The organism is Serratia sp. CY43202, assembly GCF_052168755.1.
In the GTDB taxonomy this organism is placed as follows: Bacteria; Pseudomonadota; Gammaproteobacteria; order Enterobacterales; family Enterobacteriaceae; genus Serratia; species Serratia bockelmannii.
Window position 1 is genome coordinate 1 of record NZ_JBJNMB010000015.1, and the last position, 24,171, is coordinate 24,171.

Sequence of the window (24,171 nt, forward strand, 5' to 3'; positions counted from 1 at the left end):
TTTGCCGGCATCGAGAGATGCAACGTAAAAGAATCGGTGGAGCGGTAGTTCAGTTGGTTAGAATACCTGCCTGTCACGCAGGGGGTCGCGGGTTCGAGCCCCGTCCGTTCCGCCACTTATTTAATTATGCCTGCTTTATTAGCAGGCATAATGTTAAGCGAGATTTAGGGGCGTAGCTCAGTTGGTAGAGCACCGGTCTCCAAAACCGGGTGTCGCGAGTTCGAGTCTCTCCGCCCCTGCCATATTAAGAACCCTTTGCGAAAGCAAAGGGTTTTTTTTTACCTATTATCCCTTCCCTTAGTGCATTCCCGCTTTGGAAAAGAGCGCTTTTGACGCATATGCCGAGGTTTGCCCGATCCTGGCTGCTTCATGTTCTTCCGAGCTTTACCCTGCACGTCTCCGGATTCTCTTATCGTTTTGCATTATCTTCTCTCAGAAGGCGATGGGCGGCTTTTGGCATGATAGACAGTCATTACCACGATGACGGCATTTAAGGCCGCCATAATGCTTTAGGCTGCGGTATTTAAAGGTATTTTAAGTAATTGCCGAATCAAAGGCTGTTGATCGCTGTTTTGCAACCAGACGGCATACAGTGGGCGGATAATCGGCGGGATCTCAGTAGTGGCCACCAGCTGCGGATACTCCTTTTCCCACTGGCTGGGCAGGAAAGCGCATCCGCCCGTGGTTTCCAGCAACTGACGCGTCAGATGAGCGGAGGTAGTCGTGAGGACCGGCACGTTATCACCTTCCAACATGCGGCTTTCCTGTTGGTGGAAGTCGGCTCCCCATTCCAGCTTGATGTAGGGCATTGGGGCCTGTTTGTCACGATACGCGGATGAGAACAGGCGTAATGAGAAATTGCTCAGCTGTTGGCTGGCCAATTCGTCCATCTTCGGCGGTTCGGTGGTGATCAGTAAATCGAGCTGCCTTTCATGCAGTTGTTTTACCAAAGAGTGCCTTAATGCCACCCTGGCTTCGAGCTGCAGCGCCTCGCGTTGTTGATAGAGCGCCTGCAACCAAGGGGTCAGATAGGCCTCCCACAGCGAAGCGGTAGCGCCGATCGACAACTCGGTGTGTTGCAGCGAACGCACGACCTCCTTCTTCGCCAACTGCCAGGTGTTCATCAGGCTTTCGGCATAGGGCAGAAGCCGCTCACCGGCAGGCGTCAGGCGGATATTATTGCGATGACGGGTAAATAAATTTGCGCCCAGCTGGTTTTCTAACTGACGGATGCGGAAACTGACCGCGGACTGCGTTAAGTACAAAGATTCTGCGGCTCTGCCAAAGTGACGCGTTCTACTGACCTCCAAAAAGGTTTTCAGTAATTCGGTATCCACACCTATCTCCAAAAAAATTTGTCGTTAAGATTTAAATGTTTTGTTTTACACGCTGTCAAGCCTATCTAATACTCCGCGCCATAAACAGCACGGCCATAAGAGAATTAGGAGCGTGTCAGATGGCGGATAGCTTCACCACGACCAATCGTTTTTTTGATAATAAACATTACCCTCGCGGGTTCTCCCGTCACGGCGATTTCACCATTAAAGAGGCGCAATTGCTAGAGCGTTTCGGCTACGCGTTTAACGAGCTGGACTCGGGTAAACGCCAGCCAGCGACTGAAGAAGAACAGCTGTTCGTCGCAGTGTGCCGAGGTGAGCGCGAAGCGGCTACCGAGCAGGAAAAAGTATGGGCTAAATATCTGGCGCGCACACGTCGCCCGAAGAAATTCCATACTCTGTCCGGCGGTAAACCGCAGGCTGACGCAGTGGAAGATTACAGCGACAGCGAAGACTAAAGACGATGGGGCCTGCGGGCCCCATTTTCATTCCAGACTGCGATGCAGCTGTAACAACAGACGATCCATACTGCGATAGCCCAGCGCTTCGCTGAGGTGGCGCCTGTCGATCTCAGTATCTCCCGCCAAATCCGCCAGCGTGCGAGCCACTTTCAGGATGCGCTGCCAGGCGCGTACCGATAGCCCTAACGCGTTTAATGTCGCTTCCAGAAACTCGGCGTCTGCCGGCTGCAACACGCAATCCCGTTCTACTTCGCGGTTGCTCAACAGCGCATTGACTTTACCGGCGCGTTCGAGCTGGCGGGCGCGTGCCAGTTGCACTCTTTCCTGAACCAGCTCACTGCTTTCTCCCTGCGTTTGCCGCTTACTGAGCGTACCCGGCGGCAACAGCGGCACTTCGATAGACAGATCGAAACGGTCGAGAAAAGGCCCTGACAGCCGGGCCAGATAGCGCAACACCTGCTGCGGCGAGGCGCGGTTGTGCAACCCATGATAATGCCCTGTCGGGCTGGGGTTCATTGCCGCGATCAACTGTACTCTGGCAGGGAAACAGACCTTGGCGTTGGCGCGTGAAATCACGATCTCGCCGGATTCCAACGGCTCGCGCAGCGCATCCAGGACCTTACGCTCGAATTCCGGTAGCTCATCCAGAAACAGCACGCCGTTATGCGCCATCGAGATCTCGCCCGGACGCGGCAGTGAGCCGCCGCCGACCAATGCCGCCATCGATGCGCTGTGATGCGGCGCGCGAAACGGCCTCTGGCGCCATGGCAGAGCGCTCAGAACAGGGTGTTGCAAGCTGGCGATCGCCAGGCTTTCCAGCGCCTCAGGCTCCGTCAGCGGCGGCAGTAAGCCCGTCAGTCGGCTGGCCAGCATGGTTTTGCCTGTGCCCGGCGGCCCAATCAGCAGCAGGTTATGCCCGCCGGCGGCGGCGATCTCCAGCGCCCGCTTGGCCTGCTCCTGGCCGATGATGTCGCGCAGATCGGCGTTTTCGTACGCATTGCCGGCTGCGGGAGGTGTGACGGCCACCGGCAGTTCGCCCTGGCCGAGTAAAAAAGCACAGACCTCCAACAGGTGTTGGGCGGTATGGGATTGTGACTGTGCGATCAGTCCGACCTCGGCGGCGTTGTCCGTCGACAGGATCAATTGTCGCCCGGCGTCAGCCGCCGCCAGTGCCGCCGGGATGGCGCCTCTGACCGCACGCAGTGCGCCGGACAGCGCGAGCTCGCCAAGAAACTCGTAGCGTGCCAACGGTGCGAGGGGCAGTTGCTCGGAGGCGGCGAGGATCGCCAGCGCTATCGGCAGATCGTAACGCCCGCCTTCTTTCGGCAGATCGGCCGGTGCCAAATTGACGGTGATGCGCCGGGCGGGAAAGGTGAAACCGTTGTTGATCAGGGCGCTGCGCACCCGATCGCGCGCCTCTTTTACCGTGGTTTCCGGCAGACCGACCAGCGTCAGGCCGGGCAGGCCATTGCTGATATGCACCTCCACCGTCACGGAAGGGGCCTGAACGCCGATGATGGCGCGGCTATAGATTACCGCCAGTGACATATCGCTCTCCTTGCTAAGGGCGGCATGATGCGCGATTTATCCAGGTACCGCGCGGCGTTCTTGGCATTTTTTCCATGAAACTCGCAGCATAATCACTGATTTTCATCGAATTGAACGAGATTGTGCGAACCACCTCGCAACCTGCTGCAATACCCATTAACAATTCGCTGAAGGCTGCAACACATTAGCGGCCCATACGCATTGCAACCATAGGGTTAACGGGTGTATTTAACAATTGATTAAAAGAAAAATCACTTCTTTAACACACTCCGACCGCCGCCGCAGTCTGCCCGGCAGCCGCTAAACCTCCTGACTTCGTACTCTACGGTAGGGATAACACTATGTTTGGTTGGACCCCGCTGCAACGCAACGCGGCAATTGCCAGTTTTTCAAGCTGGACGCTCGACGCTTTCGATTTTTTCGTGCTGGTATTTTTACTCAGCGACATCGCGCAATCTTTTCACGTCGGTCTGGAACAGGTCACGTTGGCGATTCTGCTCACGCTGGCGGTGCGTCCGATCGGCGCGCTGATCTTCGGGCGTGCGGCGGAAAAATATGGCCGCAAACCGATCTTGATGCTGAATATCGTCTTCTTCTCGGTGTTTGAGCTGCTCTCCGCCGCCGCGCCCTCGTTGACGGTCTTCTTGCTGTTACGAGTGTTGTACGGCGTTGCGATGGGCGGTATCTGGGGTGTGGCGTCGTCATTGGCGATGGAAACCATACCGGACCGCTCGCGCGGCCTGATGTCGGGCATTTTCCAGGCCGGCTATCCGTTCGGTTATCTGCTGGCGGCGGTGGTGTACGGCCTGCTGTTCGAAACGGTCGGCTGGCGCGGAATGTTCGTTATCGGCGCGGCGCCGATCCTGCTGCTGCCGTTTATTTATTATTGCGTGCAGGAGTCGCCGGTGTGGCTGGCGGCACGTGAGCGCAAAGAAAGTACGGCTTTATTGCCGGTGTTGAAGAGCCACTGGAAGCTATGCTGCTATCTGGTGCTGCTGATGGCGGCGTTCAATTTCTTCTCTCACGGCACGCAGGATCTGTATCCGGTGTTTCTGAAAGTTCAGCACGGTTTCGACCCTAAAACCGTCAGTATCATCGCCATTAGCTACAATATTGCGTCAATTATCGGTGGCGTTTTCTTCGGTTCATTATCGGAAAAAATCGGTCGTAAAAAAGCGATCATTATCGCCGCGTTGCTGGCCTTACCGGTGATCCCATTGTGGGCATTTTCCAGCGGTTCGCTAATGTTGGGGATCGGCGCTTTCCTGATGCAGTTCATGGTGCAGGGTGCCTGGGGTGTGATACCGACCTACCTGACCGAACTGGTGCCGGCCAACACCCGCGCGGTGCTGCCGGGGTTCGTGTATCAGCTGGGCAACCTGATCGCCTCGGTCAACGCTACGCTGCAAGCCACCATCGCCGAGCATCATGGGCATAATTACGGCTTGGCGATGGCGATCGTTGCCGGTACGGTGGCGGTGGCGATCGCCCTGTTGGTGTTCTTCGGCAAGGATACGCACGGCAAGGCGATCACCGACGCGGTGAGAAATCCGGGCGTGCGCGCCAACGTGTGAAAGAGAGGCGATTCGCGTGAGGTATGACCAGATTGCGCCGAATAATAACGCAAAAAAAGTGTTGTCATGTCGCGCGCGGCTGTGGTACCTCTGTAAGCATTAGTTCTGAATGAGCACAGTGAACAAACCCATTATGAAAGCCTTTGCCCAAGTGATTAGCCTAGTCGTGATTAGCGTGGTGGTGATTATTATCCCACCGTGCGGGGCTGCACTTGGACGAAGAAAGGCTTAGCAAACAAGCCGGAATCGCAAGAGAACCCCCGCACCGTCAGGTCCGGGGGTTTTTTATTGGCAAGAGAAAAGTGGAGCAAGGGGCAGAGCATGAAAAACAGAACAAAATCCTGCAGTTGTCGAAGTAAGGCGGGGAAATAACCATGAATGGCGCTCAGTGGGTAGTTCAAGCGTTGCGTACGCAGGGGGTGGATACCGTATTCGGCTATCCGGGCGGGGCAATCATGCCGGTGTATGATGCGCTGTACGACGGCGGCGTGGAACACCTGCTGTGCCGCCATGAACAGGGCGCCGCCATGGCCGCCATCGGCTACGCCCGCGCCACCGGCAAAGTCGGTGTCTGTATCGCCACTTCCGGCCCCGGCGCCACCAACCTGATCACCGGCCTGGCTGATGCGCTGCTCGATTCCGTTCCCGTTGTCGCCATCACCGGTCAGGTGGGGTCCGCGCTGATCGGCACCGATGCCTTTCAGGAGATCGATGTTCTCGGCCTGTCTCTGGCCTGCACCAAGCACAGCTTCCTGGTGGAATCGCTGGACGCCTTGCCGGGCATCATGGCGGAAGCGTTCGCCATCGCCGCCGGCGGCCGTCCCGGCCCGGTGCTGATCGATATCCCGAAAGACATCCAGCTGGCGCAGGGCGACCTGCATCCGCACCTGATGCCGGTCGATGAAGCGCCGGCGTTCCCGGCGGCGGCGTTGGCAGAGGCGGCCGAGCTGCTGGCGCAGGCGCACAAACCGATGCTGTACGTCGGCGGCGGCGTGGGCATGGCCCAGGCGGTGCCGGCGCTGCGCGAGTTCATCGCCGTGACCCGCATGCCGAACGTCGCCACCCTGAAGGGGCTGGGCGCGCCGGATGCGCAAGATCCGCTGTACCTCGGTATGCTGGGCATGCACGGCACCAAGGCTGCCAACCTGGCGGTGCAGGAGTGCGATCTATTGATCGCCGTCGGCGCGCGTTTCGATGACCGCGTGACCGGCAAGCTGAACGCCTTCGCGCCGCACGCCAAAGTGATCCACATGGATATCGACCCGGCGGAGATGAGCAAGCTGCGCCAGGCGCATGTCGCCCTGCAAGGCGATTTGAAAACGTTGCTGCCGGCGTTGCAGCGCCCGCTGAACATCGCCGCCTGGCAGCAGCAGGTGATAGCGCTGAAAGCCGAGCACGTCTGCCGCTACGATCACCCCGGCCAGCCGATCTACGCGCCGCTGTTCTTGCGCCAGCTGTCCGCCCGCAAGCCGGCCAACAGCGTGGTGACCACCGACGTCGGCCAGCACCAGATGTGGAGCGCGCAGCACATGACGTTCGAGCGCCCGGAGAATTTCATCACCTCCAGCGGCCTCGGCACCATGGGGTTCGGCGTGCCGGCGGCGGTCGGGGCCCAGATCGCGCGTCCGCAAGATACGGTGATCTGCGTCTCGGGCGATGGCTCCTTCATGATGAACGTGCAAGAACTGGGCACCATTAAGCGCAAACAGCTACCGCTGAAGATCGTGCTGCTGGACAACCAGCGTCTCGGGATGGTGCGCCAATGGCAGCAGCTGTTCTTCGACGGCCGCTACAGCGAAACCAACCTGTCCGATAACCCCGACTTCCTGATGCTGGCCGCCGCCTTCGGCATTCCCGGCCAGCGCATCAGCCGCAAGGATCAGGTGGAGGGCGCGCTCGAGGCGCTGTTCAACACCGAAGGCCCTTATCTGCTGCAGGTCTCTATCGACGAACTCGAAAACGTCTGGCCGCTGGTGCCGCCGGGCGCCGGTAACGAAACCATGTTGGAGGAAATATCATGATGCAGCATCAACTCTCGATCCAGGCGCGTTTTCGCCCCGAAATGTTAGAGCGCGTATTGCGGGTCGTGCGTCATCGCGGCTTTCAGGTTTGTGCTATGAATATGGTTTCCCCGGCCAACGCCGACAGCATCAATATCGAATTGACCGTTGCCAGCCCGCGCCCGGTCGCCCTGTTGTCATCTCAATTAAGCAAACTGATGGACGTCTCCTGCGTCGAGATCCAGCAGCCAACATCACAACAAATACGCGCCTGAGGCGCTGAGAAGGATAAATAACAATGACTAAGAAAGCCGATTACATTTGGTTCAATGGTGAGATGGTGCCTTGGGCCGAGGCCAAAGTGCACGTGATGTCGCACGCGTTGCATTACGGCACGTCGGTGTTTGAAGGCGTACGCTGCTATGACTCGCACTTGGGGCCAGTGGTATTCCGTCATCGCGAGCATATGCAGCGCCTGCACGATTCGGCGAAAATCTACCGCATGCCGGTGTCGCAAAGCGTCGACGAGCTGATGGAAGCCTGCCGCGCTACGCTGCGCAAGAACAACCTGGTCAGCGCGTACATTCGCCCGCTGGTGTTCGTCGGCGATGTCGGCATGGGCGTCAACCCGCCGGCCGGTTATAAAACGGACGTGATTATCGCGGCGTTTCCTTGGGGCGCTTATTTGGGTGAAGAAGCGCTGGATCAAGGCATCGATGCGATGGTCTCCTCCTGGCACCGCGTCGCACCAAACACGATCCCCACTGCGGCCAAGGCCGGCGGCAACTATCTTTCCTCCCTGCTGGTGGGCAGCGAAGCGCGCCGCCACGGCTATCAGGAAGGCATTGCGCTCGACGTGCACGGTTACATTTCCGAAGGGGCGGGCGAGAACCTGTTTGAAGTGAAAGACGGCGTGCTCTATACCCCGCCGTTCACCTCGTCGGCGCTGCCGGGCATCACCCGCGACGCGATCATCAAGCTGGCGAAAGACATGGGCTTCGAGGTGCGCGAGCAGGTGCTGTCGCGCGAATCGCTGTACCTGGCCGACGAAGTGTTCATGTCTGGCACCGCGGCGGAAATCACGCCGGTGCGCAGCGTGGACGGCATTCAGGTCGGCATCGGCAAATGCGGCCCGGTGACCAAACAGATCCAACAGGCGTTCTTCGGCCTGTTCAGCGGCAAGACCGAAGACAAATACGGTTGGCTGGATCCGGTAAACCCGTAACGACAAGGCTCGCCGCGCCGCGTGGCGGACGACAAGACAGACAAGATAAGAATATCCAGGCGGTTCGTTCGCCGCCTGTCATAAATACATTTGGAGTGAAAAGAGCATGCCTAAGTACCGTTCCGCCACCACCACCCATGGCCGCAATATGGCGGGTGCCCGCGCATTGTGGCGCGCGACCGGGATGACCGACGCCGATTTCGGCAAGCCGATCATCGCCGTGGTCAACTCCTTTACCCAGTTCGTGCCGGGCCACGTGCATCTGCGCGATCTGGGCAAACTGGTCGCCGAACAGATCGAAGTCTCCGGCGGCGTGGCCAAAGAGTTCAACACCATCGCGGTGGATGACGGCATCGCCATGGGCCACGGCGGCATGCTCTATTCCCTGCCGTCACGCGAGCTGATCGCCGACTCGGTCGAATACATGGTGAACGCCCACTGCGCCGACGCGATGGTGTGCATCTCCAACTGCGACAAGATCACCCCGGGCATGCTGATGGCGGCGTTGCGCCTGAACATTCCGGTGATCTTCGTTTCCGGCGGCCCGATGGAAGCCGGCAAAACCAAACTCTCCAACCAGATCATCAAGCTGGATCTGGTGGACGCGATGATCCAGGGCGCGAACCCGAACGTCAGCGACGCCGACAGCGAGCAGATCGAGCGTTCCGCCTGCCCGACCTGCGGCTCCTGCTCCGGCATGTTTACCGCCAACTCGATGAACTGCCTGACCGAAGCGCTGGGCCTGTCGCAGCCGGGCAACGGCTCGCTGCTGGCCACCCACGCCGATCGCAAGGAACTGTTCCTCAACGCCGGCAAGCGCATCGTCGAGCTGACCAAACGCTATTACGAGCAGGATGACGAAAGCGCGCTGCCGCGCAATATCGCCAACAAGGCGGCGTTTGAAAACGCCATGACGCTGGATATCGCCATGGGCGGTTCGACCAACACCGTGCTGCACCTGTTGGCTTCGGCGCAGGAAGGCGAGGTGGACTTCACCATGGAAGACATCGATCGTCTGTCGCGCAAAGTGCCGCACCTGTGCAAGGTGGCGCCGAGCACGCAGAAATATCACATGGAAGACGTGCACCGCGCCGGCGGCGTGATCGGCATCCTTGGCGAGTTGGATCGCGCCGGCTTGCTGAACCGCGAGGTGAACAACGTGTTGGGGCTGACCCTGCCGCAGACGCTGGAAGCTTACGACGTGATGCTGACCCGCGACGAAAGCGTCAAGAAAATGTACTCCGCCGGGCCGGCCGGTATCCGCACCACGCAGGCATTCTCTCAGGATTGCCGCTGGGATTCGCTGGACACCGACCGCAAGGAAGGCTGCATCCGCACCCGTGAGCACGCCTACAGTCAGGACGGCGGGTTGGCGGTACTGTACGGCAACCTGGCGGAAAACGGCTGCATCGTCAAAACTGCCGGCGTGGACAAAGAAATCCTCACCTTCCGCGGCCCGGCCAAAGTGTATGAAAGCCAGGACGACGCGGTAGAAGCGATCCTCGGCGGTAAAGTGGTGGCGGGCGACGTAGTGGTGATTCGCTACGAAGGGCCGAAAGGCGGGCCGGGCATGCAGGAAATGCTTTACCCAACCACCTACCTGAAATCGATGGGGCTGGGCAAGGCGTGTGCGCTGATCACCGACGGGCGTTTCTCCGGCGGCACCTCCGGGTTGTCCATCGGCCATGCTTCGCCGGAAGCGGCTAACGGCGGCCTGATCGCCCTGGTGCAGGACGGCGACATGATCGCGATCGACATTCCTCATCGCGGTATCCAGCTGGATGTCAGCGAGCAGGAGTTGGCGGCGCGGCATGAGGCGGAACTGGCGCGCGGCGACGCGGCCTGGACGCCGAAAAATCGTGAACGTCAGGTGTCCTTCGCGCTGCGCGCTTACGCCTCGTTGGCCACCAGCGCCGACAAAGGCGCGGTGCGCGACAAGAGCAAACTGGGGGGATAAGCAGCATGGCGGTCTCTCAACCCCTACCCAGCGCCCCCTGCGGCGCGGAATATCTGCGAGCGGTACTGCGCTCGCCGGTTTACGAGGTGGCGCAAGTCACCCCGTTGCAGGCCATGAGCAAAATCTCTTCGCGCCTCGGCAACACCATTTTGGTGAAGCGCGAAGATCGCCAGCCGGTGCACAGCTTCAAGCTGCGCGGGGCCTATGCGATGATCGCCGGGCTGGATGAAGAGCAGAAGGCGCGCGGCGTCGTGACGGCTTCGGCCGGCAACCACGCGCAGGGCGTCGCCTTCTCCGGTAAACGGCTGGGGATCAAAACGCTGATCGTGATGCCGGTGTCCACCGCGGACATCAAGGTGGATGCGGTGCGCGGCTTCGGCGGCGAAGTGTTGCTGCACGGCGCCAATTTCGACGAGGCCAAAGCGAAGGCAATCGAGCTTTCCCATCAGCAAGGCATGACTTTCGTGCCGCCGTTCGATCACCCGACGGTGATCGCCGGGCAGGGCACGCTGGCGATGGAGCTGTTGCAGCAAGACGCGCATTTGGATCGGGTCTTCGTACCGGTCGGCGGCGGCGGCTTGGCCGCCGGGGTGGCAGTGCTGATCAAACAGCTGATGCCGCAGATCAAAGTGATCGGCGTCGAAGCGGAAGACTCCGCCTGCCTGCGCGCGGCGCTGGATGCCGGCCATCCGGTGGATCTGGCGCGCGTCGGGCTGTTCGCCGAAGGCGTGGCGGTGAAGCGCATCGGCGACGAAACCTTCCGCCTGTGCCGTGAGTATCTGGACGACGTGATCACCGTGGACAGCGACGCCATCTGCGCGGCGGTCAAAGATCTGTTCGAGGACGTGCGCGCCATTGCCGAACCTTCCGGCGCGCTGGCTTTGGCGGGGCTGAAAAAGTACGTCCAGCAGCACAATATTCAGGGCGAGCGTCTGGCGCACGTGCTGTCCGGCGCCAACCTCAACTTCCACGGGCTGCGCTACGTTTCCGAGCGCTGCGAACTGGGCGAACAGCGCGAAGCGCTGCTGGCGGTGACCATTCCGGAACAGCAGGGCAGCTTCCTCAAGTTCTGCCAACTGCTGGGCGGCCGCTCGGTGACCGAATTCAACTACCGGTACGCCGATGCCGACAACGCCTGCATTTTCGTCGGCGTGCGGCTGACGCGCGGCCACCCCGAACGGCGGGAGATCATCGACGAACTCAACGCCGACGGTTACCAGGTGGTGGATCTGTCGGACGACGAGATGGCCAAGCTGCACGTGCGCTACATGGTGGGCGGGCGTCCGTCGAAGCCGCTGCGCGAACGGCTGTACAGCTTTGAGTTTCCGGAGTCGCCGGGCGCGCTGCTGAAGTTCCTGCAAACGCTGGGCACGCACTGGAACATTTCGCTGTTCCACTATCGCAGCCACGGTACCGACTTCGGCCGGGTGCTGGCGGCCTTCGAACTGGCGCAATCCGAGCCGGAATTCGAGCGGCACCTGCAGGCGCTGGGCTACGATTGCCACGATGAAACCGACAACCCGGCGTTCCGCTTCTTTTTGCAGGGATGAGTCGAATTGATAAGTAACCGTGACGCATGAGTCAGTTTATGGGTTGCGCGGTTGTGATTTTGTCGTGCATTTTTATACTGCCAAAACTTCTGACGTATAGGGATGCACGACAATGAAAACTGCTTTTTCTACGCCGTTCGGTTCTCCCGAAGACGATTTGACCAACGCCGAGTTTGCCCGCCTGTTGGGCAATACCGGCGTACAAGAATTCTATCGCGATATTAATCTGCAAGCCTTGCAGGACTCGCTGGACTGCAGCCTCGCCTTTCATGGCGTGGGAATTATTTTTTCCGACGGGCAAAACTCATTTTTAGTCCGCCCGACGCAGCACACCGGTTACTCGAACGCTTCGCAGGTTACCCACGTGGTCATCAGCAAAACGGTGGCTCATACCTCGCGCGTTGCCGCGACCAATACGCTGTCGGAAGCGTTGAGCAAACCCAGCGTCAGCAAAGAGCTGGCCTCGGCCGCGCTGTCGTGTGGAACGCTGCTGGTATCGGTCTTTTTACTGGCGTCGGGCAGCGTCGCCGTGCCATTTACCGGCGGTACCAGCTCAGCGGTGGCTTATCTGGGCTATGCCGGCATGGCCGCCAGCGCGTTGCAGTGCGGTAATGGGCTGTACCGCGTCAACAAGCTTTATGACGGGAAAGGCGATGAATTGGCTCAGCTCGATTCAGAGCAGTGGTATATCGCCACCAGTACCGTGCTCGATGTGATCTCGCTGGCCAGCGCCGGGGCTGCCCTGAAGGAAGCGACGATGACCTATCGTGCCATGCGCCGCATTTCGGCGCGCAAGGCGACGGAGTGGCTGAAAAGCATGCCCCGCAGCGAAAGGAAGCGACTGACCGAAAACATCATTCGGGCGGAAAATCCGGGAATTTCCAACAACGTCTTGAAAGAGATGGTGAAGAACGGCCTGTATCCGAAACGCTACCCGACGGAAGCGATCCAAAACGGGCTGCGCCAGCAATTGCACTCGGCGCTCAATAACGCGTTGACGTTTGTCGGCAGCGGCATCAGCGGCACCCTGTCGGCGCCGGTGAATGTGAAAACCACCGGGCAGTATTTTGTGGGCATTATGCAGAAATTGCCGCAGATGGTGAGGTAATGGCGGAGTGGATGATTAAACGCCTGATCGTGCAGGGTCGGGAGATGGAAAGCCAAATCGCGGCGCGCGATCGCGCACTTTTCGCCGGTGTGGATGCGCAGCTCGAGCAGCATTTCATGACGCCGGGCCAGCGGCTGTCGCCGCCGGGCGTCGGCAATGTCATGTTGCTGATGGTGTGCCTGACGCTGGGGCTGGCGGGCGTGATGGGTCTGGTCACGGATGTGGCGGCCGCCTGGAGCGGCAAGACCTCCGCCGCCGTGTTGATGGGCAGCGGCGCGATCGTGGCGGTGTGGATGACGTTGATCCTGTTCCAACTGGTGCAGGGTAAAAACAGCGGGGTGGTATTGTTGCAATATTACCTTGGCATGCTCGGTCTGTGTTGCCTCGGCGCCGCGGCGGCGTGGGCGGCGGGCATGACCGGGATCGCCACCGGCGCCCTGCTGCTGGGGGGCGTGGTTGGCGGTGCGCTGTTCAGTAACCGGGCGGCGTTCTACCTGTATGTCGCCTATTTCCGCACGCGTCGGCGCGTGTTTATCAAACGCCGTTGGCAGAGGGAAGATCTGCGCAACACCCGATAAACCGTCAGAACGGAAAAACTTATGACGCAACCTTTCTCAGGCTTTAGCCAGCAGGGCCTGAATTTCCTGCAGCAGGTGCGGATCGAGAACGATAAGGCCTGGTTCGACGGCAATCGCGACATCTACGATCGCGAGCTGCTGGCGCCGTTTCGCGCGCTGGTGGAGCAACTGGCTCCCGGCATGCTGGCGATCGACCCGCAGTTCGAGACCCGCCCGGCGATCGGCAAAACGCTGTCGCGCATTCATCGCGATACGCGGTTTTCTCACGATAAATCGCGCTACCGCAGCCGCATGTGGCTGACGTTCAAGCGCCCGAGTAAAGACTGGAAAGACGCGCCGGTCTACTTTTTCGAACTGGGGCCGGACATGCTGCGCTATGGGCTCGGCTACTACAGCGCCAACAAGCCGACCATGGATCTGTTCCGCCATACGCTGAGGCAGCGGCCGCAGCCTTTCCTGGAGGTGGCCGCCTGCTGCCGGCCGCCGTTCGAGCTGGTGGGCGAGCGCTACAAGCGCCCGCTGGTGAAGGAACAGGCGGCGGAGATCGCCACCTGGTACAACCGCAAGTCGTTTGCGGTGATGGTGACGGACAGCGAAGTGGAAAAGCTGTTCAACGCCGATCTGGCGCCGCTGCTGGCCGGGGCATTTTTGCAGCTTGAGCCGCTCTACCACTGGTTGATGCAGGTAGAGACGATGAAGCAGATCGATCCGGCGGACCTTTGAAACCCCGCGTCAGCGGGGATGCAGTAACCGCCAAAAGGCGTCGATCAACGGATCGCTGAGGCGCTTTTTCTGAACGCAGACCCCCAGTTCAAACGGTTCGACCATCGAGATGTTATCCAGCTGCGAGATGCGGTTACGTACCGGCTCCGGGCTGTTGTCCACCACCACGCTTGGGATCAGCGCGATGCCGCAGCCCAGGGCCACCATCGACACGATGGCCTCGTGGCCGCCGACGGTAGCGTAAATCAGCGGATTGCTGATGCGATGGCGGCGGAACCACAGCTCGATGCGTTTTCGCGAGGGGCCGTGCTCCGGCAGGATGAACGGGATCTCGGCCCAGTCGGGCTTGTCGGCGAACGCCTGGCTGCGCACCGCACAGGGCAGCGCCGGCGCGATCAGCACTAGCGGAATTTCGCCGATTTTGGTGAACGCCACGCTGGCGGGCAGCGTTTCCGGCCGGCCGGCGATGCCGAGATCGGCCTCGTTGGATTGCACTTTGTCGACCGCGTCGGCGGCGTCGCCGGTGGTCAGCTTAATCTCTACCAGCGGGTGCTGCGCGCGGAAGCGATCGAGGATTGGCGGCAGGTGGCTGTACGCCGCGGTCACCGAGCAGAACAGCCGCAGTTCGCCGCTCAGCGAAGGGCCGTGCTGGCCGAGCGAGTGCTTCAGCTGCTGATACTGCAGCAGCGTCTGTTGGGCGAATTCTTTCAGCTGTTCGCCGGCGTCGGTGAGCTGCACGGTGCGGTTGTCGCGCAGGAACAGCGGCTGCCCGAGGATCTCTTCCAGCCGCTGGATCTGGCGGGAGAGCGTCGACGGGCTGACGTGCATCGCCTTGGCGGTGCGCCCGAAGTGATGGCTTTCGGCCAGATGCAGGAACAGCTTTAAATCACGTAAATCCATATCGATACGCTCGCAGTGAGAGTGTTGCAAAAATTGCAATGTCACGTTCTCAATATATCAATTTAAGCAACGCATTTCCTGTTATACATTGAGTTTAACGAATCTCCGCACAGACAGGGCGGGGAATGAAAATAACAATGCAAGACAACATCAAACCGGAGTACCACCATGGCTAACTATTTCAACACATTGAACCTGCGTCAGCAGTTGGCGCAATTGGGTAAATGCCGCTTTATGGCGCGCGACGAATTTGCTGACGAAGCCGGCTACCTGAAAGGTAAAAAAGTGGTGATTGTCGGCTGTGGCGCCCAGGGCCTGAACCAGGGGCTGAACATGCGCGATTCCGGTCTGGATGTCGCCTATGCCCTGCGCAAAGAAGCGATCGACGAGAAGCGCGCTTCCTGGCGCAAGGCGACCGAAAACGGCTTTAAGGTCGGCACCTACGAAGACCTGATCCCGCAGGCGGATCTGGTGGTCAACCTGACGCCGGACAAGCAGCACTCTTCCGTAGTGCGTGCGGTGCAGCCGCTGATGAAAGACGGCGCGGCGCTGGGTTACTCCCACGGCTTCAACATCGTTGAAGTGGGTGAGCAGGTGCGCAAAGACATCACCGTGGTGATGGTCGCGCCGAAGTGCCCGGGCACCGAAGTGCGTGAAGAGTACAAGCGCGGCTTCGGGGTGCCGACCCTGATTGCGGTTCACCCGGAAAACGATCCGAAAGGCGAAGGCATGGCGATCGCCAAGGCCTGGGCGGCGGCGACCGGCGGCCACCGCGCCGGCGTGCTGGAATCTTCCTTCGTGGCCGAAGTGAAATCCGATTTGATGGGCGAGCAGACCATTCTGTGCGGCATGCTGCAGGCGGGTTCGCTGCTGTGCTTCGACAAGCTGGTTGCTGAGGGCACCGATCCGGCTTACGCCGAGAAACTGATCCAGTTCGGCTGGGAAACCATCACCGAAGCGCTGAAACAGGGCGGCATCACGCTGATGATGGATCGCCTGTCCAATCCGGCTAAGCTGCGTGCCTATGCGCTGTCCGAACAGCTGAAAACCATCATGGCACCGCTGTTCCAGAAGCACATGGACGACATCATCTCCGGCGCGTTCTCCAGCGGCATGATGGCCGACTGGGCGGAAGACGACGTGAAACTGCTGACCTGGCGCGAAGAGACCGGCAAAACCGCGTTCGAGAATGCGCCGCAGTTTGAAGGCAAGATCGGTGAACAAGAGTACTTCGATCACGGCGTGCTGATGGTGGCGATGGTGAAAGCAGGCGTCGAGCTGGCGTTCGAAACCATGGTCGATGCCGGTATCATCGAAGAGTCGGCTTACTACGAGTCACTGCACGAGCTGCCGTTGATCGCCAACACCATTGCGCGTAAGCGTCTGTATGAAATGAACGTGGTCATCTCCGATACCGCGGAGTACGGCAACTACCTGTTCGCCAACGCGGCGGTGCCGTTGCTGAAAGACTTCATGACCACTCTGCAGGCGGGCGATTTGGGCAAAGCCGTGGCGGGTACGGCGGTGGACAACGCGCAACTGCGCGACGTGAATGAAGCGGTGCGCAGCCACCCTATCGAAACCGTTGGCCGTAAACTGCGTGGCTACATGACTGACATGAAACGCATCGCCGTCGCGGGCTGATTTTCCGCAAGGCAAAGCACAAAGAGCCGGCAGCGATGCCGGCTTTTTTATGCTTCCGGCGGTGCGATAAGCTGCCGCTCGAGACAGCGCCGGATCGCGTGTTTGGCGTTCGTGACCCCCAGCTTACGCACCGCATTGCCGATGTGAAACTTCACCGTACGGGTTTTGATCCCCAGGATCAGTGCGATCTCGTGGTAGGTTTTGCCCTGGCTGGCCCAATAGAGAATTTCCCCTTCGCGCGGCGAGAGTCGATCCGTCCGGTTCGCCTCGGCATTGGCCAATGTCAGCGCGTGCTGGTGGGTATCGACCAAGACCATCTGCAGGTTGGCCCTTTCGTCTTCCATCAGCTGCCGCAGTTCGGCGTCATCGGCCGCCGTCGCGCTGATCGACAAGATCGCCAGGTTGTTGTCGTGATCGTGCAAAACAAAGCTGCAGCCGTGCACGATGTCGTACTCCCGTGCCTGGCTGAAGATCTTCCGGTAATGCCGATCCTCGGTGGTGATTGGGGTGTCGTGCCACATAAAGGGCGCGCAGCGACTATGGGCGGCGCGCACGACGGGGTCGATGCGTTGATAGCGATTGTCGCTGTAGATGTTCAGCCATTCTTGCGGGTAGCTCGATACCAACAGATGGCGATCGGGATGGTGTTTGTTGAAGGTCAAATAAGCATATTTGAATCTGCCGAAGGCGTGCAGCCGGCTGTCCAGATGCAGTCTTGCGGCGACGGCGTTGGCGAATGCGACGGCCATCGGTAACCTCCCTGTCGTTCGGCGATTCAGCCCGACCTGCACCAAAGTCCAGCTAGTCAGTGCGGCGGATTGAAATTTATACTCGGCTAATAAATTCAAAAAGTCGGCAATGCCAAGACCTGAGCTTAGCAGTTCTGGGTATCAATAAGCCAACGCCAGGGAAATTCTTCAATCATCCTCTCATCAATACGTCTGGGAGCCATTGCGCCGGCGGCGAGGTCACCTCGCCGTCGTCTTATTGGTTGGGCATCGCTGCTGCGGGAATGATGGCGCCGCGATGTTGGATCACCGATGCGGCGAGCAGATGGCCGCGCTGCGCCGCCTGCTGGGCGCTGCCGCCGTTCAGGCGTACCGCCAGATAACCGGCGCTGAAAGAGTCGCCTGCTGCGGTGGTATCCACCACGCGCTCCGGCGGTAGTGCGATCGCCGGTACCTCAAGCCGCTCTCCCTCCACGCTGAACACCAGGCAGGCCTCTGCGCCGCGTTTGATAACGATCTCGCCGACGCCGAGCGCCTGCGTGCGTGCCACCACCTGTTCAACCGGCTGCGCGCCCCACAGCAACGCTTCGTCATCCAGCGTCAGGAAGGCGATGTCGGTGCAGGCCAGCACCTCACGGTAGGCCTGCTGCGTTTCCTCACGGCTTGGCCACAGGCGCGGACGGTAGTTGTTGTCGAAGATGACTAGACCACTGTTGGCACGGCAGCGGCGCAGCAGCGCCAGCAGCTTCGTGCGGTCGGCAGGCGCGAGGATCGCCAGGCTAATGCCGCTGAGGTACAGGTAATCGAATTGTGCCAATCGGTCGCACAGTGCGTCGGCCTGTGGGCCCGCAAGCCAATACCGGGCGGCTGCGTCGTTGCGCCAGTAGTAAAAGGTGCGTTCGCCGGCGGCGTCGGTTTCGATCACGTACAGGCCCGGCAGTTTGTTGTCCAACTGCTGAATCAACCCGGTTTCGATGTTCTCCTGCCGCCAGGCCTGCAGCATCTCGCCGCTGAAGCTGTCGGTGCCGAGTGCGGTGACGTAATGCACCTGCAGCGTCTGTTCCGGCATTTGGCGGGCAAGGTAGACGGCGGTGTTGAGGGTATCGCCGCCAAAGCCGCGCGTCAGCTGTGCGCCCTGCTGTGACAGCTCGATCATGCATTCGCCGATCACGGCGAGATTTCGGATAGTCATCGTCAATAAGCCCTGGCTAAAGAAGAAGCAACATCCGCCAGTCTCCATGTAAGGCGGTCAGGGAGTCAATAAATTAAAACAGTGTTTTAATTTTTTATGATCGCGATCGACCAACGCCAACAGGGTGAAGAGGAAAGCCTGCGGTAATTCGTGCTTAAAGTTTTACGCGGCGCGGCCGATAAGCTGGGTAAAGAAACAGCGGCAGCGCTCTCACTTCCCCGCCACGGCGATAGTACCGATGATAACCAACCTGATCTCGGGTCTGCTGGCGCCCTGTTTTGCCCTCTATGCCTGCGCCAAATCGCGGCGCTACTGGCGGCAATGCCGGCGCTTGTATACCTTCCAGCCGATTTATCGCACCAGCGGCGCGTTGCTGGCGGTGGAACTGCTGACGGCGGTGTATCACCCTAATGAGCCGGACAAACGGCAATCCCCGGAACAGTATTTTGCCTCGCTCGGCGTCGCCCAGCGTTTGCGGGTGATCCAGGAGCAGTTGGCGCTGTTGCAGCGCTGGCAGGCGTTGTTCATTCGCCACGCGGTGATGGTGTCGGTCAATATCGATGGTATGGCGCTGCAAGCGTTGCAGCGTCATGACGCGTTGCAACGGCAGATCGCCGAGATGCCCTACCTGCGCTTCGAGCTGGTGGAGCAAGCCGCAACGGCGTCAAACCGCCCGTTACAGCAGATCGTCGGCGGCGAACGGTTGTGGCTGGACGATTTCGGCAGCGGGCTGGCCAACTTCTCCGCCGTCGGCGCCTGGCGCTATCAATACATCAAGGTGGCGCGCGAATTGTTCACCTTGCTCAAACAGTCGGAAGAGGGCGTACAGCTGCTCGGCACCCTGATCAAGATGATGAATCAGCACAGCGACGGGGTGATCGTCGAAGGCGTGGAAACCGAACAGGAGTGGCGGCTGGTGCAGCGTTCCGGCGCGTTGGCCGCGCAGGGTTACTATCTTTCCCGCCCGGCGTGCTTTGAAACTTTACACAGCGTACCGACGCTGTTTGCCGCGCCCGGCGCGCCGGCGTGAACTCCGGCCTATCCTCAGCTAGGCTTAAACGGGGCTGCTCATTCCTTTTCCTTTCATTCGGCAGCCCGGTTTATGTGCTGAGGGAGCCCTATGACAAGAACAGGAAAGGTTTTCAGCTGGCTGGGCGGCATTGTGCTGCTGGTGCTCGCCGCGCTGGCGATCTTCATCGCCACCTTCGACTGGAATCGACTCAAGCCTACCATCAACGACAAGGTGTCGGCCGAACTGCGGCGGCCCTTCGCTATCCGCGGCGATCTGGGCGTCGACTGGTCGCGTAACCCTGAGGAGGGCGGCTGGCGCGCCTGGGTGCCCTGGCCGCATATTCACGCCGAAGACGTGTGGTTGGGTAATCCGAAAAACATCCCCGGCGACAGCATGGTGACGCTGCAGCGCGTCGACGCCAGCATCGCACCGCTGGCGCTGCTGAGGAAAGAACTGCTGATCCCGCGCATCTGGCTCAAGCAGCCGAATGCGTCGTTGCAACGCCTGGCCAACGGCGACAACAACTGGACGTTTGACCTGGCCGGCGGCCAGGATCCCAAGCAGCCGCCTTCCGCCTGGTCGTTCACTGTGCACGATATCGTGTTCGACAAGGGACAGATCGCCTTTAAAGACGCCACGCTGAAGGCGGATTTCCGCGCCGTTATCGATCCGCTCGGCAAACCGCTGCCGTTCAGTGAAGTGACCGGCAAACAGAGCGGCGGCAAGGTCGCTACACCCGATTATGTTTTCGGCTGGCAAGTGAAAGGCAAATATAACGGCGAACCGCTGAGCGGCAGCGGCAAGATCGGCGGCATGCTGTCACTGCAGAGCGCCGATCTGCCGTTCCCGCTGCAGGCCGACGTGCGCTCCGGCAGCACCCGGGTGGCGGTGGCGGGCACCTTGTCCGATCCGCTGAACCTCGGCGGCCTGGACGTGCAGCTGAAATTTTCCGGTGAAAGCCTGGGGAATCTCTATGGCCTGACCGGCGTGCTGCTGCCGAACACGCCGCCGTATGCGACCGATGGCCATCTGATTGCCCGCCTGCACCAGCCGGGCGGCGCCGTGTTCGAATATCAGAAATTCGACGGCAAAATCGGCGACAGCGACATTCATGGCGACTTGAAATACGTTGCCGCTAAACCGCGGCCGACGCTGAGTGGCGCGGTGAGCTCCCGGCAGCTGAGGCTGGCGGATCTGGCGCCGCTGATCGGCGCGGATTCCAACGCTGCCAAAGCCGGCCGCGGCGAGAAGAGCCGCCAGCCGGCGGATAAGGTGCTGCCGGTTGAACAGTTCGATACGCAAAGCTGGAGCAAGATGGATGCGGACGTGAAGTTTGCCGCCGCGCGCATTGAACGCGGCAGCGATTTGCCGCTGAGCGATCTGGCCACGCACCTGAAGCTGAACAATGGCGAATTGCGCCTGGATCCGCTGCGCTTCGGCATGGCGGGCGGCAGCCTGAACGCCGTGGTGCGCCTCGACGGCGGCAAAAAGCCGATGCGCGGGCAGGTGGATATGCATGCACGCAAACTTCAGCTTAAACAGCTGTTGCCTAACGTGGCGGCGATGAAGCGCAGCCTCGGGCAGATGAACGGCGACGCCAGGCTGACGGGCAGCGGTAATTCGGTGGCCGAGCTGCTGGCGACCAGCAACGGCGATCTGCGCCTGCTGATCAATAACGGGGTGATCAGCCGTAGCCTGATGGAGATCCTCGGTCTGAACGTCGGCAACTATCTGGTGGCGCAATTGTTCGGTGACGACGTGGTAGGCATCAACTGCGCGGCGGCGGACGTCGGCATCCGCAGCGGCGTCGCCGCGCCGCGGCTGTTCGTGTTCGACACCGAGAACGCGGTGATCAACATCACCGGCAACACTAACCTCGCCACAGAGCGGCTGGATTTATCCATCGATCCGGAAAGCAAGGGGATGCGCGTGCTGACCCTGCGATCGCCGCTGTACGTGAAAGGCACCTTCAAGCACCCGGACGCCGGGGTGAAAGCCGGGCCGCTGATCGCGCGCGGCGCGGCGGCGGTGGCGTTGGGGGCGGTGCTGACGCCGGCGGCGGCGCTGCTGGCGCTGGTCTCGCCCAGTGAAGGCGGCGAGGAGAACCAGTGCGGGCAGATCCTGCGGGAGATGAAAGGCAAAAAATAATCAGGCGCGCGGCGGTGGCGTAAGCAGCCGGCAGTCGTGATCCTGGATCTCTTCCGCCGAGGCCAGGGTGAACGGCAGCAGGCTGCGCTCGGTCGCCAGCAGCAGGAAATCGCCGTCCGGCAGCGCGGTCATCGCCAGGCCGAAGCTGCCCATGCGCCCGTCGGCGCGCGGCAGGCCGGCAGCCAACAGGCGGAAGGCGCCCTGTTGCTCCAGCTCGGCAGGGGTTACCCGCCGCCCCAGATAGTCATGCCCCAACAGGCCGCCGGGCAGCGGTTGCCATTGCTCGATGAAATCGGGGCCGATCTGCGCCAAGCGCTGTTTTACCGCCGGCAACAGGCAGGAGATATGAATGTGCAGCTGGTTTTGCGTGCGGCCATATTCCGAATTGATGGCCAGTGAAATATCACCGTCGTCGATGGGTTTGCCATAGCGTTCCGCCATCACGTGGCGCGCGCGCCAGGCCTGGGCGAAGAAATTCGGCGTGGCGGCATCCAGCACCGCCGGGCTTTCTATCCCGGTGATTTTGGCGCTGGGCATCAGCAGGTATTGCAGCGGTCCGTTGCGATCTTTAAACACCACGAAGCCGGCCTGCACATCCACCTGCTTGCAGGGCGCCGGGTTGTCATGCGCTTGCTGATTGGGCAGACATTGCTGGCTGACGATGCGCCACAGCGCATCGGGATGGTCGGGCTTCAACCCGTAATAGAGCGCGATGGCGAGAGCCGCCAGCAGCGCAACGCAGACAAATACCCCACGACGCAGAGACATCGGCCGATCCTGTTACCGAGAGAAACGACCAGCATAGCCCGGTTTTATGACAGGAAACGAACAACGCGTGCGGCCCCCGCAGTGAGGGGGCCGCAGGGGATCACAGCGACTGGTGGCGGGTTTCTTTCATCAACAGCAGAGCCAGTAGCGTCAACCCGGCCATTGCCGCCAGGTACATGCCGACGTAGAACAGCCCGTAATGGGCCGCCAGCCAGGTGGCGATATAAGGCGCCACGGACGCGCCGAGGATCGACGCGACGTTGTAGGAGAACGACGCGCCGGTATAGCGCACTTCGGTAGGGAACAGCTCCGGCAGCAGCGCGCCCATCGGGCCAAAGGTCAGCCCCATGATGCTCAGGCCGCACAGCAGGAAGCCCATTACCAGCGCCTGGTTGCCGGAGCCCAGCAGGGTCGGGAACAGAAACGCGAAGCCGATCATCAGCAGGGTAATGGCGATCATGGTCTTGCGGCGGCCGAACGCGTCCGCCAGCAGGCCGGCGATCGGCACCATCACGCCGAAACCGATCACCGCCACCATCAGCATCCACAGGAAGCTGTTACGGGAGTAGCCGAGGCCCAGCGGCTGCGGCGCGGTGCCGTAGGTCATCGAATACACCGTCATCAGATAAAACAGCGTGTAGGTCGCCAGCATGATGAAGGTGCCGAGGATGGTGGCTTTCAGATGCTTGCTCAGCAGCGTGCCGAGCGGCACTTTTACCTGTTTGCCGGCCTTGGCCGCTTTGGCGAACACCGGCGTTTCATGCAGTGATACCCGCACGTACAGGCCAATCAGCACCAGCGCGGCGGAGAGAATGAACGGCACGCGCCAGCCCCATTCCATAAACTGCTGATCGCTCAGCAGCCAGGAGAGCAGCAGGAAGGTGCCGTTGGCGAAGAAGAAGCCGATCGGCGCGCCCAACTGGGGGAAAGAGCCGTATAGCGCGCGCTTTTTGGCCGGCGCGTTCTCCGTTGCCAACAGGGCGGCGCCGCCCCATTCGCCGCCCAGCCCCAGACCCTGGCCAAAGCGCGCCAGCGCCAGCAGGATAGGGGCGAAGATGCCGATGGTTTCATAGCTCGGCAGCAGGCCGATCAGCACGGTGGAAATCCCCATGGTCAGCAGCGAGGCGACCAGCGTCACCTTGCGCCCCACGCGATCGCCGAAGTGGCCGAACAGCGCAGAGCCGATAGGCCGCGCGACAAAGGCGACGGCGAAGGTGGCCAGCGACTGCAGCGTCGCGGTGGTCGGGTCGCCCTGCGGGAAGAAGATGTGCGGGAACACGATCACCGCGGCGGTGGCATAGATGTAAAAGTCGAAGAACTCGATGGCGGTGCCGACCAGCGAGGCGACGATGACTTTCCCGCGGGAATTCACCGGTGTAGACGCGTCGTCGGCGTCGAGTGGGGGTGCGATGGTGGCTTGCATAATATTTCTTATTGTTGGAAGGGGTAAAAATCCATCTTAGTGACAGCATTCGGCCTTTTCAACGCGGGAACTTTGGGCAATGGCCCCGCTAACCGGTTAAAAAGACTAATGTTTTATCTGGCTTCTTTTCTGCAGCGTTAAACGTTGAGAAATGGGTTTCATACAGAGGGAATGGCTGTAAAAACGGGAAAGAAAAGTGAGTGGGTAGTTTGTTATGCTGGTTTTCCGAATGTCATGCCGCATGATTTAGAGGGATTGACTGGGTTTTTGCTTATTAACCAGAGGAAAGTGCCGG

At 60.4% G+C, this 24,171-nt stretch carries 21 protein-coding genes and 2 tRNA genes; 16 read left to right on the forward strand and 7 right to left on the reverse strand.

What is annotated here, in order from left to right; genetic code table 11:
- Nucleotides 1–38 precede the first annotated feature (38 nt).
- Nucleotides 39–115, forward strand: a tRNA-Asp gene (locus ACJ8J5_RS24050).
- A gap of 51 nt (nt 116–166) precedes the next feature.
- Nucleotides 167–242 (forward strand) — tRNA-Trp (locus ACJ8J5_RS24055).
- A gap of 267 nt (nt 243–509) precedes the next feature.
- Here ACJ8J5_RS24055 and hdfR read toward each other — a convergent pair.
- On the reverse strand, nt 510–1,337 hold the full coding sequence (hdfR, locus tag ACJ8J5_RS24060) for an HTH-type transcriptional regulator HdfR (protein WP_025304646.1): 828 nt from the start codon (nt 1,335–1,337) through the stop codon (nt 510–512).
- 119 nt (nt 1,338–1,456) lie between these two features.
- Here hdfR and ACJ8J5_RS24065 point away from each other — a divergent pair, with 119 nt between their 5' ends.
- Complete coding sequence (locus ACJ8J5_RS24065; protein ID WP_004929946.1) at nt 1,457–1,795, forward strand: DUF413 domain-containing protein; 339 nt, start codon at nt 1,457–1,459, stop codon at nt 1,793–1,795.
- Nucleotides 1,796–1,822: 27 nt separating this feature from the next.
- Here the strand turns inward: ACJ8J5_RS24065 and ACJ8J5_RS24070 are convergent, their stop codons facing one another.
- Complete coding sequence (locus tag ACJ8J5_RS24070; RefSeq protein WP_147823689.1) at nt 1,823–3,346, reverse strand: YifB family Mg chelatase-like AAA ATPase; 1,524 nt, start codon at nt 3,344–3,346, stop codon at nt 1,823–1,825.
- A 341-nt stretch (nt 3,347–3,687) separates the two neighbouring features.
- Between ACJ8J5_RS24070 and ACJ8J5_RS24075 the strand changes: the two genes are divergently transcribed.
- From ACJ8J5_RS24075 to ACJ8J5_RS24120, 10 genes are all read left to right on the forward strand, one after another.
- A complete protein-coding gene (locus tag ACJ8J5_RS24075) occupies nt 3,688–4,920 on the forward strand; it encodes an MFS transporter (RefSeq protein ID WP_414105026.1) in 1,233 nt (410 codons plus the stop codon).
- Nucleotides 4,921–5,053: 133 nt separating this feature from the next.
- Complete coding sequence (ilvL, locus tag ACJ8J5_RS24080) at nt 5,054–5,152, forward strand: ilv operon leader peptide (protein ID WP_013814970.1); 99 nt, start codon at nt 5,054–5,056, stop codon at nt 5,150–5,152.
- A gap of 142 nt (nt 5,153–5,294) precedes the next feature.
- Nucleotides 5,295–6,941, forward strand: a complete 1,647-nt coding sequence (gene ilvG, locus ACJ8J5_RS24085) for an acetolactate synthase 2 catalytic subunit (RefSeq protein WP_414105025.1) — start codon at nt 5,295–5,297, stop codon at nt 6,939–6,941.
- Nucleotides 6,938–7,195: an acetolactate synthase 2 small subunit gene (ilvM, locus tag ACJ8J5_RS24090; protein WP_004929955.1), complete on the forward strand. Its 258-nt coding sequence runs from the start codon at nt 6,938–6,940 to the stop codon at nt 7,193–7,195. The genes ilvG and ilvM overlap by 4 nt, the downstream gene beginning before the upstream one ends.
- 23 nt (nt 7,196–7,218) lie before the next feature.
- Nucleotides 7,219–8,145 carry a branched-chain amino acid transaminase gene (locus ACJ8J5_RS24095; RefSeq protein WP_016930475.1) on the forward strand — a complete coding sequence of 309 codons (927 nt, stop codon included), beginning with the start codon at nt 7,219–7,221 and terminating at the stop codon, nt 8,143–8,145.
- Between the two features lie 106 nt (nt 8,146–8,251).
- Entirely contained in the window at nt 8,252–10,102 is a 1,851-nt protein-coding gene (gene ilvD, locus ACJ8J5_RS24100; protein ID WP_049294984.1) for a dihydroxy-acid dehydratase, read from the forward strand.
- 5 nt (nt 10,103–10,107) lie between these two features.
- Nucleotides 10,108–11,652, forward strand: coding sequence for a threonine ammonia-lyase, biosynthetic (gene ilvA / locus ACJ8J5_RS24105; RefSeq protein ID WP_043142923.1), 1,545 nt, complete (start codon nt 10,108–10,110; stop codon nt 11,650–11,652).
- 112 nt (nt 11,653–11,764) lie between these two features.
- Nucleotides 11,765–12,760 (forward strand): hypothetical protein, encoded by a 996-nt coding sequence (locus ACJ8J5_RS24110; protein WP_025304642.1) that lies wholly within the window; start codon nt 11,765–11,767, stop codon nt 12,758–12,760.
- Complete coding sequence (locus tag ACJ8J5_RS24115) at nt 12,760–13,338, forward strand: hypothetical protein (RefSeq protein ID WP_025304641.1); 579 nt, start codon at nt 12,760–12,762, stop codon at nt 13,336–13,338. The genes ACJ8J5_RS24110 and ACJ8J5_RS24115 overlap by 1 nt, the downstream gene beginning before the upstream one ends.
- Before the next feature lie 21 nt (nt 13,339–13,359).
- Nucleotides 13,360–14,061, forward strand: coding sequence for a DUF2461 domain-containing protein (locus ACJ8J5_RS24120; protein ID WP_025304640.1), 702 nt, complete (start codon nt 13,360–13,362; stop codon nt 14,059–14,061).
- A gap of 9 nt (nt 14,062–14,070) precedes the next feature.
- Here the strand turns inward: ACJ8J5_RS24120 and ilvY are convergent, their stop codons facing one another.
- Entirely contained in the window at nt 14,071–14,961 is an 891-nt protein-coding gene (ilvY, locus tag ACJ8J5_RS24125) for an HTH-type transcriptional activator IlvY (protein WP_004929971.1), read from the reverse strand.
- Between the two features lie 168 nt (nt 14,962–15,129).
- On the opposite strand from ilvY, the gene ilvC reads away from it, so the two are divergent.
- Nucleotides 15,130–16,605, forward strand: coding sequence for a ketol-acid reductoisomerase (ilvC, locus tag ACJ8J5_RS24130; protein WP_025304638.1), 1,476 nt, complete (start codon nt 15,130–15,132; stop codon nt 16,603–16,605).
- A 47-nt stretch (nt 16,606–16,652) separates the two neighbouring features.
- On the opposite strand, the gene ACJ8J5_RS24135 is transcribed toward ilvC, so the two are convergent.
- Both ACJ8J5_RS24135 and ACJ8J5_RS24140 read right to left on the reverse strand, forming a co-directional pair.
- On the reverse strand, nt 16,653–17,354 hold the full coding sequence (locus tag ACJ8J5_RS24135) for a LuxR family transcriptional regulator (RefSeq protein ID WP_043142927.1): 702 nt from the start codon (nt 17,352–17,354) through the stop codon (nt 16,653–16,655).
- Between the two features lie 235 nt (nt 17,355–17,589).
- Nucleotides 17,590–18,525: a sugar kinase gene (locus ACJ8J5_RS24140; protein WP_414105024.1), complete on the reverse strand. Its 936-nt coding sequence runs from the start codon at nt 18,523–18,525 to the stop codon at nt 17,590–17,592.
- A gap of 238 nt (nt 18,526–18,763) precedes the next feature.
- Between ACJ8J5_RS24140 and pdeH the strand changes: the two genes are divergently transcribed.
- A complete protein-coding gene (pdeH, locus tag ACJ8J5_RS24145; RefSeq protein ID WP_043142934.1) occupies nt 18,764–19,555 on the forward strand; it encodes a cyclic-guanylate-specific phosphodiesterase in 792 nt (263 codons plus the stop codon).
- A gap of 90 nt (nt 19,556–19,645) precedes the next feature.
- The gene (locus ACJ8J5_RS24150; protein WP_149570073.1) at nt 19,646–21,685 is read left to right on the forward strand and encodes an AsmA family protein; all 2,040 of its coding nucleotides are present in this window, start codon (nt 19,646–19,648) and stop codon (nt 21,683–21,685) included.
- Here ACJ8J5_RS24150 and ACJ8J5_RS24155 read toward each other — a convergent pair whose 3' ends face one another.
- Both ACJ8J5_RS24155 and ACJ8J5_RS24160 read right to left on the reverse strand, forming a co-directional pair.
- Nucleotides 21,686–22,453 carry a CDP-diacylglycerol diphosphatase gene (locus ACJ8J5_RS24155; protein WP_025304633.1) on the reverse strand — a complete coding sequence of 256 codons (768 nt, stop codon included), beginning with the start codon at nt 22,451–22,453 and terminating at the stop codon, nt 21,686–21,688.
- A 100-nt stretch (nt 22,454–22,553) separates the two neighbouring features.
- On the reverse strand, nt 22,554–23,876 hold the full coding sequence (locus ACJ8J5_RS24160) for an MFS transporter (protein ID WP_016930463.1): 1,323 nt from the start codon (nt 23,874–23,876) through the stop codon (nt 22,554–22,556).
- Between the last annotated feature and the right edge of the window lie 295 nt (nt 23,877–24,171).